Genomic DNA, 17,349 nt, shown 5'->3' with positions numbered 1-17,349 from the left:
GGTGGCAGTGGGGTCAGCGCTCGGTCAGGGCGTTGGCTCTGGCGCGCAGGATGGGCTTGAGCAGGTAGTGCATCAGCGTGCGCTGACCGGTCAGGATGTTCACGTCGGCCTGCATGCCGGGGATGATGGGGCGCGAGTTGTCTCCCACGTGCACGCCCTCGGTGCGTACCTTGATCACATAGTAGGACGTGCCGTGTTCGTCGGTGACGGTGTTGGCGCCGATCTGCTCGACCTTGCCCTTGAGGCCGCCGTAAACCACGAAATCGTAGGCGGTGAACTTGACCTGGGCCTGTTGTCCGTCGTGCAGAAAACCGATGTCCCGCGGGCTGATCCGCACCTCGAGCAGCAAGGTGTCGTCGGCCGGAACGATGTCAAGGATTTCCTTGCCGGGCTGTACCACGCCACCGACGGTATTGGCCATGAGGGTGTTGACCGTGCCGCGCAGGGGGGCGCGAACTTCCGAGAGTTTCACGCGATCGGCCAGCGCCACCTGGCCCTGTTCCAGCGAGGAGAGCTTGGCGCGCACATCCGAGAGCTCGATGCGCGCCTGGTTGCGCACGTTGAGCTCGGCCTCGCGGATCTTGCGTTCGGCTTCGTTGATCGCCGCTGCGATGCGTCCGAGCTGCGCCTCGGCCGATTTGGCCTCGCCACATGAACGCGCCACGTCGCGCTGCAGTCTCAGCAGATCGACCTCGGAGACCGCACCGGTGCTCAGCAGCGGGCGGGTGACCTTGAGCTCTTCGGCCGTGAGTTGGCAGCTGCTCGTGGCTTGGTCGCGGGTAGCCTGGGTCGCGCGCAGCTCCTGCTGGCGCTGGCGCAGCTGGTCCCGTGCAATGCTGACGGTGTTTTCCAGCTCCTGGGAGCGCGATTGCCACAGGCGCCGCTCCATCTCCACGACCTGGGGCGCGTCGCGCACGAGTTGGTCGGGTACGTGAAACGCTTCGCTCGTAGCCAGCGCCGTCAGCCGTGCGGCCTTGGCCTGCAGTGCAAAGCGCTCGACCCGGTTTTCTCCCAGCGAGGCGGTGAAGCGCGTCGGATCAATGCGCAGCAGCACTTGGCCTTGTTCGACCTGTTCGCCCGGGTGCACGAGGATCTCCTGCACGACGCCACCATCCAGGCTTTGCACCACTTGGACCTGACGTGATGGCACTACCTTGCCCATGCCGCGCACGACTTCGTCGATTTGCCCGACGCTCGCCCACACCAGCAATGCGACCACGGCGGCGAGCGAAGCCCAGATCAGCAGCCGCGAACCGCGAGCCTGCTCGTGGCTGGCTGCCCACTGTGCATCCACGGCCAGGTCGCACGTTTGCACGCGCTCGCTCATGCGTGGCCTCCGGCGCGGCCGATGCGCCCCTGCTTGAGCGCGTCGATCACCTGCTGTTTGGGCCCGTCGGCCATGATGCGCCCGCCGTCGATCACCACCAGGCGGTCGATCAGCTCCAGCATGGCCGTACGGTGCGTCACCAGCACGAGCGTCTTGTCCGTGCAGGCCTTGCGCAAGCGCTGCTTGAGTTGCGCCTCACTCTGGTTGTCGAGATTGCTGCTGGGCTCATCGAGCAGCAGCACCGGCGGGTCGTTGATCAGCGCGCGAGCCACGGCGATCGCCTGACGCTGACCGCCCGACAGCGACTCGCCACGCTCGCCTATCGTCATGTCGTAGCCTTGGGGGTGGCGTGCGGCGAACTCGTCGACACCCGCGATGCGGGCGGCATGCAACATCTCGTCTTCGGTGGCCCACGGCGCGCCCATCAGCAGGTTTTGCTTGAGGCTGCCATAGAACAGCATCGCGTCCTGAGGGACATGGCCTATCGCGCGGCGCAGGTCGATGGGGTCGATCTGACGGGCATCCACATCATCAATAAAGATAGCTCCTTGCGTAGGCTGGTAAAGGCCTAGCATCAATTTTTCAATGGTAGTTTTGCCCGAACCTATGCGCCCGATGATGCCGACCTTTTCGCCAGCGGCGATGCGCAGGTTGATGCCTGCGAGCGCCGTCTGCGTGCTGCCGGGATAGTTGAAGCTGACATCGCGCAGCTCCAGCGTGCCGCGCAGGTCGGGGCGGGCCACGTAGTCTTGCGCTTCGTCATGCTCGATGGGCATTTTCATGTAGCCGTCGATCGATTCGAGCGACAGGCGAGCCTGATGGAACTGCATCATCAGGCCCGCCACCTGACCGAGCGGAGCAAGGCAGCGGCCGGCAATCATGGATGCGGCGATGATGCCGCCCATGGACATTTGCTGCTGCTGAATTTCATACACGCCGATGATGATGACGGCGACCGAAACCAGTTGCTGCATGGCGGCGACAAAGCCGACGGTGAAGGCCGACGTGAGCTTGAGCTGGGTGCCTATGTGGGCGATGAACTCGGTGGAGCTTTCCCACTGGCGCTGCACGCTGCCCTGGGCGTTGAGTGTCTTGACGGCTTCCAGATTGGTCAATGATTCCACGAGCAAGGCATTGCGCTGGGCACTGGCCTGGAAGGTCTTGAGAGTGAGCGCCTCCATTCGCGCCTGCGCAACGAAGGACACCATGAGTGCCAGCACGATGGCGACGATGGGCGGGATCAGCATCCACGGCGAGATCCACCACATCGCCAGCAGGAACAGCAGCACGAACGGCAGGTCGACCAGCGTCGTGAGGCTGGCCGAAGCGATGAAGTCACGTACCGACTCGAATGCACGCAGGTTGGAAGCGAACGATCCCACCGATGCGGGTCGTCCCTCCATGCGCAAGTCAAGCACGCGTTCCATGATCTGCGCGCTCAGGCGCACGTCAACGCGTTTGCTGGCGGTATCGACCACGTAGGCGCGTATCGTCGTGAGCGCGTAGTTGAACAGCACGATGAGACCGATGCCCACTGCGAGCACCCACAGCGTGTCGATGGCATTGTTGGGCACGACGCGGTCGTACACGTTCAGGTTGAACAGCGGCAGTGCCAGCGCAAAGAGATTGATCAGCACCGCGGCGACCAGCGCGTCGCGGTACAGCCGCCAGTTGTCGAGGATGGCGGACCAGAACCAGTGCCCGGCGCGTGGGGCCTGGCCTTTGACAAGCGCTCGGCGTTCGAAACGGTACCGGGGCCGCACAAAACACATCACCCCCGTGTAGGCGTTCAGCAGTTCGTCGCGCGGCATTTCGACGGGGCTGGCCGATTCGGGATGCTGGATCAGCCAGCCGCGCTCACCCCTGTCCTCCAGCAGCAGGCAGGCGCGGTTGCCGTGCAGGATCAGGATGGCGGGCAGCAACCCAGGGGGGACGCCCTCAAGCGTTCGGCGCACGATGCGCGTGGTGCAATGCGCGCGGGCGGCGGCGCGTGCCAGCAACGCCGGGGTCAGCCGCTGATCCACCAGCGGCAGTCCACTGGTGAGCGCCTGAGCGGTGAACGGGGCGCCATGCAGGCGGGTGATTTCGACCAGGCAGGCCAGGAGCGGATCGTCGTGCGTGAGGTGTGAAGGCACACGCCAAGCTTCTTCCCGCTGTGCAGGGAAGGTGGTTTCTTCGGAAGCCATGCGTTTGGATTGTGGTGGATCAGAGCAAGGGTTCGTCGTCTCCGATCAGGTCCAGACTGTTGCGCAGGCGTTCGCGCGCTCTCCTGCGCTGGTCGAGTTTGGCCAGCGCTTGCGGGGGCAGGTCGGTCAGGCGCAAGGTGCCGTTGGCCAGCAAGGCGTCAACCAGATCTTCCAGGACGCGGATGAAGTCTGCATCGAGTGCAGACAGCTGCAACAGCTCCGCCTTGGAGGCGTCCTGATCCTTGGCGCTATCGGACACCGCTTGCGCTCTCCGGCCCACTCGGCCCGTGACTCAGTGTTTGCCCGTTTCAGCGGTGCTTGCAGTGGCCGTTGTCGCCGGCACTTGCGTGGCCGTTGTCGCCGGCACTTGCGCCATCGGTGTCAGGTTGCTGATGTCTGGCACGACGCCTTCGCAGGATTTGAGCACTTCGTCGGGCAGTACCAGCTCGTTGTATTCATCGGGTTGTTGGTCGGCATACGGTTGTGCCAGACCCAGCGCCTGAAGAATCTGGCTGGCATTGACCATCCATTGATACTCGTATTTTTTCAGGTCGCTTTCCGCGTTGACCTGCGCGATGCGTGCCTGAAAAAGCTCGTTTTGGGTGTCAAGCAGATCAAGCAGCGTGCGCTGGCCAATCTGGAACTGCTGGATGTACGCCGTATGGACCTTGGAGGTGGCCAGTACGTGTTCGCGCAGAAATGGCAACTGCTGGCGCAGGCGCATGATGTTGTCCCATGCGATGGATAGGTTTTGCTGGACGTTGCGGCAGGTGTAGTCGCGCACGTCCTGCGCGGCATAGCGTTGCGCGGCAGTCTGGCGGCTGCGCGCGTCGTCGGCGCCACCGCGGTAAAGGTTGTAGGTCAGCAAAAGCTGAATGCTCGAACTTTGAATGTTGCCCCGTGGGTCTGATGCCGCGGCCATGGTGCGGTCGCGACCCGTGGATGCGACCAGCTGGAGCTTGGGCGCGTAGTTGGCCTTGGCCATCTCTTGCACCGCCTCGGCAGCCTGCACGAGTGCCTGTTTGGACAGCACCGTGGTGTTCTCGCGCAGCGCCTGCTCGAAGTCCTGCGTCGTGCCGGCGGGCAGCTTGACGACGTCCGTTGCGGGCACCGGGTCAAGCGTGGCTGCCGGGTATTCACCGACCAGGCGGCGATAGCGTTGCGACACGTCGTTGAGGTTGCCGCTTTCGGTCATCAGATTGACCTGAGCCAGCGCGAGACGCGCATTGGCTTGCTCCAGATCGACTCCACGACCAACGCCCGATTGTTGGCGCTGGCGGATCTGATCGAGCGTCGTCTTGTGGACTCCATAGTTGTTCTCGGCCAACGCACGGGTCTGGCGATAGCGCTGCACATCCAGGTAGGCGATGGCCACTTCGTTGGCCAAGGATTCGCTGGTGGCGCGCAGGTCGTAGAACTTCGAGAGCTTGGTGAAACCGTAATTGCGCGTCAGGTTGCTCGTCAGGCCACCGTCGTACAGCAGCTGGGTCAGCGTCAGGCCCCAACCCGGGCGGTTCCAGTCAAACGATGGCGATGCCGGGACGTTGCTGCGCCATTCGTGGCCCACCCAGGCTTGGGCATCGACCCGAGGGCGCCAGCCGGCACCGGCGATGTTCTTGTCTTCAAGCGACGAGGTGAAGTCGTGAAAGCGCGCTTGTACTTCAGGGTGTGAATGGATGGCCTTTTTGACCGCATCGGGTAGCGTCTGCGCCGGCCCCGCTGTCGCGGCAGCTTGCGGTGCGCTTTGCGCGTTGACCATGCACGACAACGCGGCTGTCCCCAACGCTGCGACCACCTGTACCACGATATCCTTCATTACCGCCTACTTTCCATGATTTTTGCCAACGACGTATTTTGCCGAATGATCTGGCCTGCTCAATGGGTCGAAGCGACTAACCGGTGGGCTTCGCACGCGCGCCGTGTGCACGCCAAGACAAGATGCCGGCGCATTGCGCGCTTGCCCTAGGCTCGCTTGGCCGCCACCTCAGTTCGACAGCCGGGCTTGGAGGTGCCGTGCCAGCTGGCGGGCCACGTCGAGCCAGGAGGCCTGCACGCCCGCCGTCGCAAGGTCCACCGTCTGCAATCCGACGTAGCCGCAGGGATGAATGCGCTGGAAGGGCTCCAGGTCCATCGCCACGTTGAGCGCCAGCCCGTGGTAGGTGCAGTGGTTCGCAACCTTGATCCCGATGGCGGCGATCTTGCCCACGTCGGTAAAGTCCGGCACGGGCGGCGGACTGCCGGGCAGGCGCAATTGCGGGCGCTGGGGCAACAGCGCGTGGCTGGCGGGTTCGCTCAGGCGCACGTAAATCCCCGGAGCGCCGGCGACCCGATGGCCGGTGACGCCAAAGTCTGCCAGGGTCCGGATCACCGCCTCTTCGATCCGGTACACGTACTCCTTGACGTAGTAGCCCGCTTGCCGCAGGTCCATCAAGGGGTAGGCAACTACCTGTCCCGGACCATGGTAGGTGACTTGTCCGCCGCGGTTGGTCGCCATCACCGGAATGCCTCCTGCATGCAGTACATGTTCGGGCTTGCCGGCAACGCCTTGGGTGAAAATGGGTTTATGCTCGCAAACCCATAGCGCATCGGCCGTGTCGGAACTGCGCGAAAGGGTGAAAGCCTGCATGGCGCGCAGTGTCGCCGCGTACTCCACCTGGCCCAGCCAGCAAAGCCGGGGAGCAGTCACAGCACGACTTTGACCATGGGGTGCGAGGTCAAGGCCCGGTACAGACCATCGAGCTGTTCCCGGCTCGTTGCCGTCACCGTGACGGTTACCGCGAGGTAGTGTCCCTGGCGACTGGGCCGCAGTTCCACGGTGCTGGCATCAAACTCCGGATCAAAGCGGCGTGCGATCTCCGTCACCGCTCCCACGAACCCGTCCGCGCGCGGTCCCATCACCTTGATCGGAAAAGCACTCGGGTACTGGATGAGGCTTTCCCGTGCTGAGGACGGGTGTTCGCTGCCGACGACCGCGAGTGAGGGGGGTATTTTGGCCATGCGTGCAAGGATAGCAGTGCCCGGCGCCGAGCGCCGCCTCGGCAGCGGGGTGCGGTTTCCGGTGAATGCCCGGTCTGCAACGTCGGAGACCATCGGGTTTTTACGTATAATCGCAAGGTTTTGTAATCCGGTTCGGGTGTTGTGGCCGTGTCCATCGATGCGAGTGAGGGCGGTCCGGGCCGCAGCGGGATTGCAAGCGGGTCTGGGACCGGCAGGTCTTTCGGCGCCGAGGATGACTTCAAGGCCTTGACGCCTGAAGAAGCCAGGCAGTGGCGCTTGCGCCATCCGCAGGTGCCGGTGTCGCGGGCCCTGCGATGGCAGCTGATCATCGGTGTGGTGGCAGCGTCGGCAACGGGGCTGTTGACCCGCCGTCCCGAGCTTGCATGGTCGGTGGCCTACGGGGCCTTGGCAGGCTTTCTGCCCGCAGCCATTGCGGCGGCAGGCACCATGCGCTGGGCTCGGCCGGGGTTTCCGCCGACCGCTGCGCTGGCGGGCCTGCTGTTGTGGGAGGTTGTCAAGCTGGTCTTGACGGCGGGGTTGCTGCTGGCGGCCCCGAGATTTCTGGGTGCGCCGAACTGGCCGGCTTTGCTGATCGGTTTGGTGCTGACAATCAAGATGTACTGGGTTGGTCTCCTCTGGGTCCGACCGCTGAAGTCTGGCAAGGTACAGACGCAGAAAGAGCATACCGATGGCTGTTGAAAACGCTGTGGCATCTACTGTGGAAACGGGACCGACCGCCGGGGAATACGTCATTCACCACCTGCATTTCTGGCAGAACAAGGCGTCGGATGCGGTGTTCGACATGTCGGTGATTCACATCGACACCGTCTTTTTCTCCGTGCTGCTGGCGGCGTTGACCTTCTGGATCCTCTGGGCCGCGGCGCGCAAGGCCAGTTCGGGCGTCCCCGGACGCTTTCAGGCAGCGGTGGAGATCCTGGTCGAGTTCGTCGACAACGAGGCCAAGGGCATCATCAAGAATGCCGAGAGCCGCAAGTATGTGGCGCCTCTGGGCCTGTCGATTTTTGTCTGGGTCACGCTGATGAACACCATGGACCTGCTGCCGGTGGACCTGATTCCAACGGTGTGGGCCTGGCTGGTCGGCCTGTTCGGCGGCGACCCTGCGCACGCCTACATGCGCGTGCTGCCTACTGCGGACGTCTCCGGTGCCATGGGCCTGTCGGTGGCCGTGCTGCTGATTTGCCTGTATTACAACATCAAGATCAAGGGCATGGGTGGCTGGGCGCACGAACTGGTGACGGCGCCTTTTGGCACCAGCAAGAACCCGATCGTCGCGGTGCTGCTCGGCATCGTCAATTTCGCGATGCAGCTGATCGAGTTCGCCTCCAAGACGCTGTCTCACGGTCTGCGACTTTTCGGCAACATGTATGCGGGCGAGCTCATCTTCATGCTGATCGCCCTCATGGGGGGCGCGTTCGCGCTCACCGGTACGGGCATCGGTTTGGCCGTGGGCCATATCATCGCGGGTCTGGCCTGGGCCATCTTCCACATCCTGATCATCATCCTGCAGGCCTTCATCTTCATGATGCTGGCGCTGGTGTACATCGGGCAGGCGCACGACCAGCATTGATCGCGGTCGGCCCCGTGCCGACCGGGATGCATCCTTTCCTTCTCGTTTCCTTTCTCAACCAACCTTGTTCCTTTAGGAGTCATCATGGAAGTTATCAGCTTTGTTGCCCTGGCCGCCGGCCTGATCATTGGTCTGGGCGCCGTCGGTGCGTGTATCGGCATCGGCCTCATGGGCAGCAAGTTCCTCGAGTCGGCCGCTCGCCAGCCCGAGCTGATGGGCGAACTGCAAACCAAGATGTTCCTGTTGGTCGGTCTGATCGACGCGGCCTTCATCATCGGCGTGGGTATCGCGCTGTGGTTCGCCACGGCCAACCCCTTCCTGGGTCAGATCGCCCTGATCGCCAAGTAAGTTCCGGATCGGGTTGGGAAGGGCGGCGCTTCCGTGTGTTGCGCCAGCCCGGCCACTGAGTATCGCGGCTTCGTGCCGCTGCAATCCAAGGAACCAAAGTGAGCATCACCGCTACCCTCATCATTCAAATCATCGTGTTTCTGCTCCTCGTGGCATTCACGATGAAGTTTGTGTGGCCGCCGATTGCCAATGCATTGGACGAACGGGCGCAGAAGGTCGCCGATGGCCTGGCAGCGGCCGACAAGGCCAAGACCGAGCTGGCAGCGGCCAATCAGCGGGTCGAGCAGCAGCTCGCCGAAACGCGCAATGAAAGCGCGCAGCGCCTGGCGGACGCGGAAAGCCATGCGCGCGCCATCATTGAAGAGGCCAAGGCCCGTGCCGCCGAAGAGGGCAACAAGATCGTTGCCGCTGCTCGGGTGGAAGCCGAGCAGCAGGTCATCCAGGCGCGCGAAGCGTTGCGCGAACAGGTCGCCCAGCTGGCCGTCAAGGGCGCCGAGCAGATTCTGCGCAAGGAAGTCAATCCGTCCGTGCACTCCGAATTGCTCACCCGTCTGAAGACCGAGCTGTAGGAAGGGGACGAACATGGCGGAACTTGCCACTATTGCCCGTCCCTACGCGGAGGCCTTGTTCAAGGCCTGTTCGAGCCAGAAGGCCGACTTCGCTGCTGCCGTGCAGTGGCTTGACGAGCTGGCTGCCATTGCGGCGAACCCGCAGCTGCTGCAGATGGCCGAAAGTCCGAAAGTGACGGCGTCGCAAATTCTGGAGATCATGACCGGCGTGGCTCGCAGCAAGCTGCCCGCGAGCGCGACCAACCTGCTGACTGCGGTGGTCGAGAACGGACGTCTGCGCGTTCTGCCGGAAATCGCGGCGCAGTTTCGTGCGCTGGTCAATCAGACGGCGGGTTCGTCGGACGCCCTGGTAGTCAGCGCCTTCGACCTGTCGCCGCAGCAACTGCAGGAGCTGGGCGTGACGCTGGAGAAGCGTTTCGGGCGCAAGCTGAATTTGTCGCTGAGCGTGGATCCGTCATTGATCGGCGGCGTGCGCGTGGTGGTCGGTGACGAGGTGCTTGATACTTCGGTCAAGGCCCGTCTGGAACAAATGAAAGCGACGCTGCTGGCCTGAGGGCGGCGGGCGTGGCAACTTAAGGAAAGAAGGAAAGAGTCATGCAACTCAATCCCGCAGAAATCTCCGAGCTCATCAAGAGCCGCATCGAAGGACTGGCTGCTGGTGGCGACATTCGCAACCAGGGGACCGTGGTTTCGGTGACCGACGGCATCGTGCGCATCCATGGCCTGTCGGACGTGATGCAGGGCGAAATGCTCGAATTCCCGGCCGATGCCGAAGGCCAGCCCAGCTACGGCCTGGCCCTGAACCTCGAGCGCGACTCCGTCGGCGCCGTGATTCTGGGTGGCTATGAACACATCTCCGAAGGCGACACGGTCAAGTGCACCGGACGCATTCTGGAGGTGCCCGTGGGTCCCGAACTGGTGGGCCGGGTGGTGAACGCGCTGGGCCATCCCATCGATGGCAAGGGTCCGATCAACGCCAAGATGACCGACGTGATCGAGAAGGTCGCCCCGGGCGTGATCGCGCGCCAGTCGGTGGATCAGCCTCTGCAGACCGGTCTGAAGTCCATCGACTCGATGGTGCCGATCGGGCGCGGTCAACGTGAGCTGATCATCGGTGACCGCCAGACCGGCAAGACGGCGGTGGCCATCGACACCATCATCAATCAGAAGGGACAGGACGTCACCTGCGTGTATGTGGCGATTGGCCAGAAGGCCTCGTCGATCAAGAACGTGGTGCGCTCGCTGGAGCAGGCGGGTGCGATGGACTACACCATCGTCGTGGCGGCTTCTGCTTCGGAATCGGCGGCCATGCAGTACGTGTCGGCCTATTCGGGCTGCACCATGGGCGAATATTTCCGCGATCGCGGTCAGGACGCGCTCATCATTTATGACGACCTTTCCAAGCAGGCCGTGGCCTACCGCCAGGTTTCGCTGCTGCTGCGCCGTCCGCCGGGACGTGAGGCTTTCCCGGGCGACGTGTTCTATCTGCACAGCCGTCTGCTCGAGCGCGCCGCGCGCGTCAACGCCCACTACGTGGAAGAGTTCACCAAGGGTGAGGTCAAGGGAAAGACCGGCTCACTCACCGCGCTGCCCGTCATCGAGACCCAGGCGGGGGACGTGTCGGCCTTCGTTCCGACCAACGTGATTTCGATCACCGACGGCCAGATCTTCCTGGAAACCAGTCTGTTCAATGCCGGCATCCGCCCGGCCATCAACGCCGGTATCTCGGTGTCGCGCGTGGGTGGCGCCGCGCAGACCAAGCTGATCAAGGGGCTGTCCGGTGGCATCCGTACCGACCTGGCACAGTACCGTGAGCTGGCCGCGTTTGCACAGTTCGCCTCCGATCTGGACGAAGCCACGCGCAAGCAGCTTGACCGCGGTGCGCGCGTGACGGAACTGCTCAAGCAGGCGCAATACCATCCCCTGCCCATCAGCCTGATGGCGGCGTCGCTGTTCGCGGTGAACAAGGGCTTCCTCGATGACGTCGATGTCAAGAGGGTGCTGGCGTTCGAGTCGGGCCTGCACCAGTTCCTCAAGGCCAGCCACGGCGAGCTGCTGGAGCGTCTGGAGAAAAGCCGTGCGTTCGACAAGGAAGGCAAGGATGAGGCAGAGCTGACCCAGGCCATCACGGCGTTCAAGAAATCCTTCGCCTGAGTGCAGGGGGAGATCCGACATGGCAGCAGGCAAGGAAATACGCGGCAAGATCAAATCGGTGGAGAACACCAAGAAGATCACCAAGGCCATGGAGATGGTGGCCGCGTCCAAGATGCGCAAGGCGCAGGACCGCATGCGCGCTGCTCGTCCGTACGCCGAGAAGGTACGTTCGATCGCCGCGCATCTGGGGGATGCGAATCCCGAATACGTGCACCCCTTCATGAAGCTCAACGACGCCAAGGCGGCCGGCATCATCGTGGTGACCACCGACAAGGGTCTGTGCGGCGGCTTGAACACCAACGTGCTGCGCTCGGTCACCAACAAACTGCGCGATCTGCAGGGCGAGGGCAAGGAAGTGCAGGCGGTCGCCATCGGCAGCAAGGGCCTGGGCTTTCTCAACCGCATTGGTGCCAAGGTGGTGTCGCAAGCGACCTCGCTGGGCGACACGCCACACCTGGACCGGCTGATAGGCCCCGTCAAGGTCTTGCTCGACGCCTACGCCGAAGGCAAGGTGAGCGCGGTGTACCTGAGCTACACCAAGTTCATCAATACCATGAAGCAGGAGGCCGTCGTCGAGCAGTTGCTGCCGCTGTCTTCCGAAGAGATGCGCAAGCACAAGAGTGGCCCGGGCTGGGACTACCTGTATGAGCCGGATGCGCAGAGCGTGATCGATGAACTGCTGGTGCGCTACGTCGAGTCCCTGATCTACCAGGCGGTTGCCGAGAACATGGCCAGCGAGCAGTCGGCCCGCATGGTGGCCATGAAGGCGGCGACCGACAATGCCGGCAACGTGATCGGCGAGCTCAAGCTGGTCTACAACAAGACACGCCAGGCGGCGATCACCAAAGAACTTTCAGAAATCGTTGCCGGCGCGGCGGCGGTCTGAATCCGGTTTTACCTATTTTTGGAGCAAACAAGATGGCTCAAGAGAATACCCAAGCAAGCGCTGGCGTTCAGGGCAAGATCGTTCAATGCATCGGCGCCGTGGTGGACGTGGAGTTCCCCCGTGAGCACATGCCCAAGGTCTATGACGCGCTCAAGCTCGAAGGCTCGGCGCTGACGCTGGAAGTGCAGCAGCAGCTGGGCGACGGTGTGGTCCGCACGATCGCGCTGGGCTCAAGTGACGGCCTCAAGCGCGGGCTGATGGTGTCCAATACCGCGGCCCCGATCACCGTGCCGGTGGGCAAGGGCACGCTCGGACGCATCATGGACGTGCTCGGCAACCCGATCGACGAGCGCGGTCCCATCGACCAGACCCTGACCGCCTCCATCCACCGCACTCCGCCCGCCTATGACGAGTTGTCCCCGTCCCAGGAATTGCTGGAAACCGGCATCAAGGTGATCGACCTGGTGTGCCCGTTCGCCAAGGGTGGCAAGGTGGGCCTGTTCGGCGGCGCCGGCGTGGGCAAGACCGTGAACATGATGGAGCTCATCAACAACATCGCCAAGGCGCACTCGGGCCTGTCGGTGTTCGCCGGCGTGGGTGAGCGCACCCGCGAGGGCAACGACTTCTACCACGAGATGAGCGACTCCAAGGTCGTGGTCCAGGAAGATCTGAGCCAGTCCAAGGTTTCCATGGTTTACGGCCAGATGAACGAGCCCCCGGGCAACCGCCTGCGCGTGGCCCTGACCGGTCTGACGATCGCCGAGTCGTTCCGCGACGAAGGCCGCGACGTGCTGTTCTTCGTGGACAACATCTACCGCTACACCCTGGCCGGTACCGAAGTGTCCGCCCTGCTGGGGCGCATGCCCTCCGCCGTGGGCTACCAGCCGACGCTGGCCGAGGAAATGGGCAAGCTGCAAGAGCGCATTACCTCGACCAAGGTGGGTTCGATCACGTCCATCCAGGCGGTGTACGTGCCCGCGGACGACCTGACCGACCCGTCTCCCGCGACCACTTTCGCCCACCTGGACTCGACCGTGGTGCTGTCACGCGACATCGCCGCGCTGGGCATCTATCCGGCCGTGGACCCGCTGGATTCCACCAGTCGCCAGCTCGACCCCCACGTCGTGGGTGAAGAACACTACAGCGTGGCCCGCGCGGTGCAGGGCACGCTGCAGCGCTACAAGGAACTGCGCGACATCATCGCCATTCTGGGCATGGACGAACTGGCCCCCGAGGACAAGCTCACGGTGGCGCGCGCGCGCAAGATCCAGCGCTTTCTGTCGCAGCCCTTCCACGTGGCCGAGGTATTCACTGGAACGCCTGGCAAGTATGTGCCGCTGGCCGAGACCATCCGCGGCTTCAAGATGATCGTCGATGGCGAGTGCGATCACCTGCCCGAGCAGGCGTTTTACATGGTCGGCACCATCGACGAAGCCTTCGAGAAGGCGAAAAAGCTGGCTTCCTGACGGGCGACGAGCCCGGGCGCGGTACGGTGTTTTTACCGTCCTTCGCCTCGGGGTTGTCACTACAGTGAAGCATCCAAGGAGTTTGCATGAGCACCATACACGTGGACGTCGTCAGTGCCGAAGAGTCGATCTTTTCGGGTGAGGCGAAGTTCGTCGCTCTGCCCGGTGAAGCGGGCGAGCTGGGCATCCTGCCCAAGCACACGCCCTTGATCACGCGCATCAAGGCGGGCTCGGTGCGTATCGAGCTCGCCAGCGGCGGTGAAGAATTCATCTTCGTGGCAGGCGGCATTCTCGAGGTGCAACCTGATCGCGTGACGGTGCTTTCCGATACCGCCATCCGCGGTCGCGACCTCGACGAGCAGAAGGCCGAAGAAGCCAGAAAGCAGGCGCAGGAAGCCTTGTCGCACGCCAAGAGCGAGATCGATCTGGCCCGGGCCCAGTCTGAACTGGCCATCATGGCGGCCCAGCTTGCCGCCTTGCGCAAGTTCCGCGAGAAGCGCTGAGCGCGCGCCGTTCAGCCACTGACGAAGGGCCCGCTTTTGCACGGGCCCTTTTTTCATTTGCACGATGGATCCGTAGCCGTTTGTCGCCAACCTCCGGGCATGGGTTTCCGCTGGCTCCCGTGGATATCCGCATGGCGAGCGCTGGTCCATGCGGCGGCCCGAGTGACGCCGTGGGAAAAAGCGGCAGGATGGCTGGGGCAAAATTGCCTGCATGGACGAGATCGTCAAGCGTGCACTCGAGAAGTGGCCTGAGGTTCCCCACTGCTTCGGCTGGCTGGGGTTGGATGCCCGTGGGCAGTGGTATTTGCGCGATGCCTCGGTTCAGGCGTGCGGACCCTTCCCCTTATGCAGGGGCGAGCGCCTGCAACATCAGGGCTTGCTGGATTTCATCGCACGCAACTACCTGCACGACGACAAGGGGCAGTGGTTCTTTCAGAACGGACCGCAGCGCGTCTACGTCGAACTCGAGGCTGCGCCCTGGGTCTGGCGCGTCGGTGCGGATGCGCAGCTGGTTTCCCATACCGGGCAGCGCACGCGCGCCGGACAGGCCATCTGCGATGAACACGGCAGGCTCTATATTGCGACCCCGCTGGGGCTCGGGCTGATGCACAGCCTCGATGTGGTGGTGGCTGCGCAGTTGCTGGAGCAGGGGGTGTGGACAGCGCCAGAGCCGGTCGACGACAGCGCATTGCCCGCGCGCTACCGGTTCGTACGCAGCCCGCAGCAGCAGGGCATTGCGGGAATGAAAAAGCCGGCAGGCTGAGAGCACTGCCGGCCAAGGGCGCGGAGGGCGCGGAAAGCGCACTTACCGGGCGGAATTCACCAGGTATTCAACCGCAGCCTTGAAGTCCGCGTCGGAGGCGTTCGAGCCGCCCTTGGGCGGCATGGCGCCCTTGCCGTGGGTGGCGATTTTCAACACCTCGTCGAAGCCCGCCGCCAGCCGGGGCGCCCAGGCAGCCTTGTCGCCGAACTTCGGGGCGCCAGCCACGCCGGTACCATGGCAGGCTGCGCAGGTGGTGTCGTAAATTTTCTTGCCTGCGGCGGCATGCGCGTCATCTTCAGCGCTGGCCGTCTGCGTGGGGGCGGGCGATGCGGCAGCCGGGGTGGCAGACGATTCCCCGGCCGCCGGCTGTTCGGGGGTAGGCGCAGGGGTTGCGGACGACTCTCCAGCTGCCGGCTTTTCCGCCGCGGCCGAGGCCGCAGGTGCCGGAGCACTCGCGGGTGCGGCAGCTGCCGGCTCGGAAGCGGCGGAGGCGTCGTCGCTCGCCGCTGCGGGTTCTTCGAACTTGGCCCCGGCGGCATTGGCCATGTAGACCACGGCGCGGGCAATCTCGGTGTCGTCGAACTGGCCACCGGCCTGCGGCGGCATGGCGCCCTTGCCCTTGAGCGCGGAATGCTCCAGCGCTTCCAGGCCCTGCTTGATGCGCGGTGCCCAAGCCGCGGCATCGCCGAACTTGGGCGCGCCGGCAGCGCCGCTGGCGTGGCAGGCGGCGCACTGCGCCTTGTAGACCTCTTCAGCGCTGTGCGCGGCACGCGGGCTGTTGTCGCTGACTTCCAGCTTGCCTACTTTCTGGATGCGCTGATCAATGGACTGGGCGCTGTTGTCGCCGCCCGGCGCCATTTTGGGTGCAGAAGAGTAGTAGTACACCAGACCCATGATGACGAATACGGGCGCCAGAAACCCCAGCGAAGCGGCCAGCAGGGTCTGGCCCGGGGTCTTGATCAATCCGTGGCTTGTCTCTTCATTTTCGTTGGTCATTGTTTTCTCGCATTTGACGGACGGATCGCCTGCGCAATCCATTCTCCATTATAGGAGCGTGCCTTTGTTCCCTGCTGCCGGGCAGCGAGCCCACCGGCCCAGGGCTTCAGCCGCGCCCGGTGGCCGCGGTGGTGTCTTCCCCCGCGCTCCATCCTCCGCCCAGCACCTTGTACAACACTACCTGGTTTTGCAGCTGCTGCAGCCGCGTGAGCACCAGTGCCTGCTCGGAAGCGAACAGCGAGCGCTGGGCGTCGAGCAGGTCGAGGTAGCTTGCCACGCCATTGCGATAGCGCAAATCCGACAGTTCGAAGCGGCGCGTGTCCGAGCGCGTCTGCGCCATCTGGGCGTCCAGCTGGTCCTGCAGCGTGGCGCGACCGGCCAAGGCATCCGCCACCTCGCGGAAGGCCGTCTGTATGGACTTTTCGTACTGGGCTACCGCGATCTCGCGGCCGACCTGCGCCGCCCTGAGGTTGGCCTGGTTGCGCCCGGCATCGAAAATCGGCAGTACCGCCTGCGGTGCCAGCGAAAAGGCCCAGCTGCCGCCCTTGAACAGGCCCGACAGTTCGGTGCTGGTGCTGCCGAACTGTGCGGTCAGCGCGATGCGCGGGAAGAACGCCGCGCGCGCCGCCCCTATGCTGGCGTTCGCGCCGATCAGCTGCTGTTCCGCCGCCATGATGTCCGGGCGGTGCTGCAGCAGCTCCGAGGGCAATCCGGCCGGCAGGGGCTGCATGGGCGCGGTCCCCGCCAGGCGCCTGTGGCCGGGCCGGGTCAGGAGCTCGTCCGGGATGGCCTGGCCCACGAGCAAGGCCAGGGCATTTTCATCCAGCATGCGCTGGCGCTCCTGCTGCGCCAGCGTCGCACGCGCCTGTTCAGCCAGGCTTTCCGCCTGGCGCAGGTCCAGCTCGGAACTGACGCCATGGTCCAGGCGCAGGCGCGTGAGCTTGACCGACTCCTCGCGGGTCTGCAGGGTGCGCCGCGACAGGTCCATCAGTTCTTCGTCGGCCACCAGTGCGAGCCACCCGGAGGCGACCGCCGCAACCAGGCTGATCTGGCCGGCCTTGCGGGCTTCGTCGGTGGCGAGGTATTGGGCCAGCGCCTGTTCCTTCAGCGCCGCGATGCGCCCGAAGAAGTCGATCTCCCAGCCCGTGACGGCCAGGCCCGCCTGATAGACCGAGCCGTACTTGTTACCGTTGGCCGGGTTCGGCTGGCGCGTGAAGGTGCCCATGGCATTGACCGTGGGCAATTCCGCGGAACGCTGGATGTCGAACTGCGCGCGCGCCTGCTCGACGCGAAGCATGGCCACGCGCTGGTCGCGGTTGTTTTGCAGCGCCAGCCCGATCAGGGCCTGCAGCTGCGGGTCGGTGAAGTAGTCCTGCCAGCGGATGTCTGCGGCGGCCCTGGCGCCTTGCGCGTCCGCGGGGACTGCACCGGGATAGCTGGTGGGCAGCGGGGCCACTGGGCGCTCGTAGTTCGGAATGAAGCTGCAGCCGGCCAGCACGGCGGCCGCCAGGGCTGTTCCGGCGGCGCGCGTGCGCAGGAAGGGAGTGCTTTGGGTCATGGTTGGAT

Annotated in this window: 18 protein-coding genes; 10 read left to right on the top strand and 8 right to left on the bottom strand. The window is 64.1% G+C overall.

Going from position 1 to position 17,349, the window contains the following annotated elements; genetic code table 11:
- Window positions 1-13: 13 nt before the first annotated feature.
- The 6 genes from FOZ74_RS05155 to FOZ74_RS05130 form a co-directional block, all read right to left on the bottom strand.
- On the bottom strand, window positions 14-1,327 hold the full coding sequence (locus tag FOZ74_RS05155; RefSeq protein WP_146912062.1) for an HlyD family type I secretion periplasmic adaptor subunit: 1,314 nt from the start codon (window positions 1,325-1,327) through the stop codon (window positions 14-16).
- Window positions 1,324-3,513, bottom strand: a complete 2,190-nt coding sequence (locus tag FOZ74_RS05150; protein ID WP_146912061.1) for a type I secretion system permease/ATPase — start codon at window positions 3,511-3,513, stop codon at window positions 1,324-1,326. The genes FOZ74_RS05155 and FOZ74_RS05150 overlap by 4 nt, the downstream gene beginning before the upstream one ends.
- Before the next feature lie 19 nt (window positions 3,514-3,532).
- Window positions 3,533-3,772, bottom strand: a complete 240-nt coding sequence (locus tag FOZ74_RS05145; protein WP_146912060.1) for a hypothetical protein — start codon at window positions 3,770-3,772, stop codon at window positions 3,533-3,535.
- Between the two features lie 33 nt (window positions 3,773-3,805).
- Window positions 3,806-5,329: a TolC family outer membrane protein gene (locus FOZ74_RS05140; protein WP_146912059.1), complete on the bottom strand. Its 1,524-nt coding sequence runs from the start codon at window positions 5,327-5,329 to the stop codon at window positions 3,806-3,808.
- 168 nt (window positions 5,330-5,497) lie between these two features.
- Window positions 5,498-6,139, bottom strand: a complete 642-nt coding sequence (gene lipB, locus FOZ74_RS05135; RefSeq protein WP_146912058.1) for a lipoyl(octanoyl) transferase LipB — start codon at window positions 6,137-6,139, stop codon at window positions 5,498-5,500.
- Window positions 6,140-6,195: 56 nt separating this feature from the next.
- On the bottom strand, window positions 6,196-6,510 hold the full coding sequence (locus tag FOZ74_RS05130) for a YbeD family protein (RefSeq protein WP_146912057.1): 315 nt from the start codon (window positions 6,508-6,510) through the stop codon (window positions 6,196-6,198).
- A gap of 147 nt (window positions 6,511-6,657) precedes the next feature.
- On the opposite strand from FOZ74_RS05130, the gene FOZ74_RS05125 reads away from it, so the two are divergent.
- The 10 genes from FOZ74_RS05125 (at window position 6,658) to FOZ74_RS05080 (ending at window position 14,787) form a co-directional block, all read left to right on the top strand.
- Window positions 6,658-7,209 carry an ATP synthase subunit I gene (locus FOZ74_RS05125; protein ID WP_255437799.1) on the top strand — a complete coding sequence of 184 codons (552 nt, stop codon included), beginning with the start codon at window positions 6,658-6,660 and terminating at the stop codon, window positions 7,207-7,209.
- Window positions 7,199-8,098: a F0F1 ATP synthase subunit A gene (atpB, locus tag FOZ74_RS05120; protein WP_146912056.1), complete on the top strand. Its 900-nt coding sequence runs from the start codon at window positions 7,199-7,201 to the stop codon at window positions 8,096-8,098. The genes FOZ74_RS05125 and atpB overlap by 11 nt, the downstream gene beginning before the upstream one ends.
- Before the next feature lie 84 nt (window positions 8,099-8,182).
- Window positions 8,183-8,446, top strand: coding sequence for a F0F1 ATP synthase subunit C (gene atpE / locus FOZ74_RS05115; RefSeq protein ID WP_146912055.1), 264 nt, complete (start codon window positions 8,183-8,185; stop codon window positions 8,444-8,446).
- A 98-nt stretch (window positions 8,447-8,544) separates the two neighbouring features.
- Window positions 8,545-9,015: a F0F1 ATP synthase subunit B gene (locus tag FOZ74_RS05110; RefSeq protein WP_146912054.1), complete on the top strand. Its 471-nt coding sequence runs from the start codon at window positions 8,545-8,547 to the stop codon at window positions 9,013-9,015.
- Window positions 9,016-9,028: 13 nt separating this feature from the next.
- A complete protein-coding gene (locus FOZ74_RS05105) occupies window positions 9,029-9,568 on the top strand; it encodes a F0F1 ATP synthase subunit delta (RefSeq protein ID WP_146912053.1) in 540 nt (179 codons plus the stop codon).
- A 41-nt stretch (window positions 9,569-9,609) separates the two neighbouring features.
- On the top strand, window positions 9,610-11,169 hold the full coding sequence (atpA, locus tag FOZ74_RS05100) for a F0F1 ATP synthase subunit alpha (RefSeq protein WP_146912052.1): 1,560 nt from the start codon (window positions 9,610-9,612) through the stop codon (window positions 11,167-11,169).
- A gap of 19 nt (window positions 11,170-11,188) precedes the next feature.
- Entirely contained in the window at window positions 11,189-12,055 is an 867-nt protein-coding gene (atpG, locus tag FOZ74_RS05095) for a F0F1 ATP synthase subunit gamma (protein WP_146912051.1), read from the top strand.
- A 32-nt stretch (window positions 12,056-12,087) separates the two neighbouring features.
- Window positions 12,088-13,521: a F0F1 ATP synthase subunit beta gene (atpD, locus tag FOZ74_RS05090; protein WP_146912050.1), complete on the top strand. Its 1,434-nt coding sequence runs from the start codon at window positions 12,088-12,090 to the stop codon at window positions 13,519-13,521.
- Between the two features lie 86 nt (window positions 13,522-13,607).
- Window positions 13,608-14,024 carry a F0F1 ATP synthase subunit epsilon gene (locus tag FOZ74_RS05085; RefSeq protein ID WP_146912049.1) on the top strand — a complete coding sequence of 139 codons (417 nt, stop codon included), beginning with the start codon at window positions 13,608-13,610 and terminating at the stop codon, window positions 14,022-14,024.
- Window positions 14,025-14,235: 211 nt separating this feature from the next.
- Window positions 14,236-14,787: a DUF2946 family protein gene (locus FOZ74_RS05080; RefSeq protein WP_146912048.1), complete on the top strand. Its 552-nt coding sequence runs from the start codon at window positions 14,236-14,238 to the stop codon at window positions 14,785-14,787.
- Window positions 14,788-14,829: 42 nt separating this feature from the next.
- Here FOZ74_RS05080 and FOZ74_RS05075 read toward each other — a convergent pair whose 3' ends face one another.
- Both FOZ74_RS05075 and FOZ74_RS05070 read right to left on the bottom strand, forming a co-directional pair.
- Window positions 14,830-15,783: a c-type cytochrome gene (locus tag FOZ74_RS05075; protein ID WP_146912047.1), complete on the bottom strand. Its 954-nt coding sequence runs from the start codon at window positions 15,781-15,783 to the stop codon at window positions 14,830-14,832.
- Between the two features lie 106 nt (window positions 15,784-15,889).
- Window positions 15,890-17,341 carry an efflux transporter outer membrane subunit gene (locus FOZ74_RS05070; protein WP_146912046.1) on the bottom strand — a complete coding sequence of 484 codons (1,452 nt, stop codon included), beginning with the start codon at window positions 17,339-17,341 and terminating at the stop codon, window positions 15,890-15,892.
- Window positions 17,342-17,349: the final 8 nt, after the last annotated feature.

The organism is Comamonas flocculans (genome assembly GCF_007954405.1).
Lineage (GTDB): Bacteria > Pseudomonadota > Gammaproteobacteria > Burkholderiales > Burkholderiaceae_C > Comamonas_C > Comamonas_C flocculans.
The sequence above is the reverse complement of the archived record's forward strand: the minus strand, read 5'-3'. Positions and strand labels throughout refer to the sequence as shown.

What these genes read in the sequence shown, in the direction of transcription:
- FOZ74_RS05155 (WP_146912062.1), bottom strand. Translation starts at nt 1,327, where the DNA reads ATGAGCGAGCGCGTGCAAACGTGCGACCTGGCCGTGGATGCACAGTGG.
- FOZ74_RS05150 (WP_146912061.1), bottom strand. Translation starts at nt 3,513, where the DNA reads ATGGCTTCCGAAGAAACCACCTTCCCTGCACAGCGGGAAGAAGCTTGG.
- FOZ74_RS05140 (WP_146912059.1), bottom strand. Translation starts at nt 5,329, where the DNA reads ATGAAGGATATCGTGGTACAGGTGGTCGCAGCGTTGGGGACAGCCGCG.
- lipB (WP_146912058.1), bottom strand. Translation starts at nt 6,139, where the DNA reads ATGCAGGCTTTCACCCTTTCGCGCAGTTCCGACACGGCCGATGCGCTA.
- FOZ74_RS05130 (WP_146912057.1), bottom strand. Translation starts at nt 6,510, where the DNA reads ATGGCCAAAATACCCCCCTCACTCGCGGTCGTCGGCAGCGAACACCCG.
- atpB (WP_146912056.1), top strand. Translation starts at nt 7,199, where the DNA reads ATGGCTGTTGAAAACGCTGTGGCATCTACTGTGGAAACGGGACCGACC.
- atpE (WP_146912055.1), top strand. Translation starts at nt 8,183, where the DNA reads ATGGAAGTTATCAGCTTTGTTGCCCTGGCCGCCGGCCTGATCATTGGT.
- FOZ74_RS05105 (WP_146912053.1), top strand. Translation starts at nt 9,029, where the DNA reads ATGGCGGAACTTGCCACTATTGCCCGTCCCTACGCGGAGGCCTTGTTC.
- atpA (WP_146912052.1), top strand. Translation starts at nt 9,610, where the DNA reads ATGCAACTCAATCCCGCAGAAATCTCCGAGCTCATCAAGAGCCGCATC.
- atpG (WP_146912051.1), top strand. Translation starts at nt 11,189, where the DNA reads ATGGCAGCAGGCAAGGAAATACGCGGCAAGATCAAATCGGTGGAGAAC.
- atpD (WP_146912050.1), top strand. Translation starts at nt 12,088, where the DNA reads ATGGCTCAAGAGAATACCCAAGCAAGCGCTGGCGTTCAGGGCAAGATC.
- FOZ74_RS05085 (WP_146912049.1), top strand. Translation starts at nt 13,608, where the DNA reads ATGAGCACCATACACGTGGACGTCGTCAGTGCCGAAGAGTCGATCTTT.
- FOZ74_RS05080 (WP_146912048.1), top strand. Translation starts at nt 14,236, where the DNA reads ATGGACGAGATCGTCAAGCGTGCACTCGAGAAGTGGCCTGAGGTTCCC.
- FOZ74_RS05075 (WP_146912047.1), bottom strand. Translation starts at nt 15,783, where the DNA reads ATGACCAACGAAAATGAAGAGACAAGCCACGGATTGATCAAGACCCCG.
- FOZ74_RS05070 (WP_146912046.1), bottom strand. Translation starts at nt 17,341, where the DNA reads ATGACCCAAAGCACTCCCTTCCTGCGCACGCGCGCCGCCGGAACAGCC.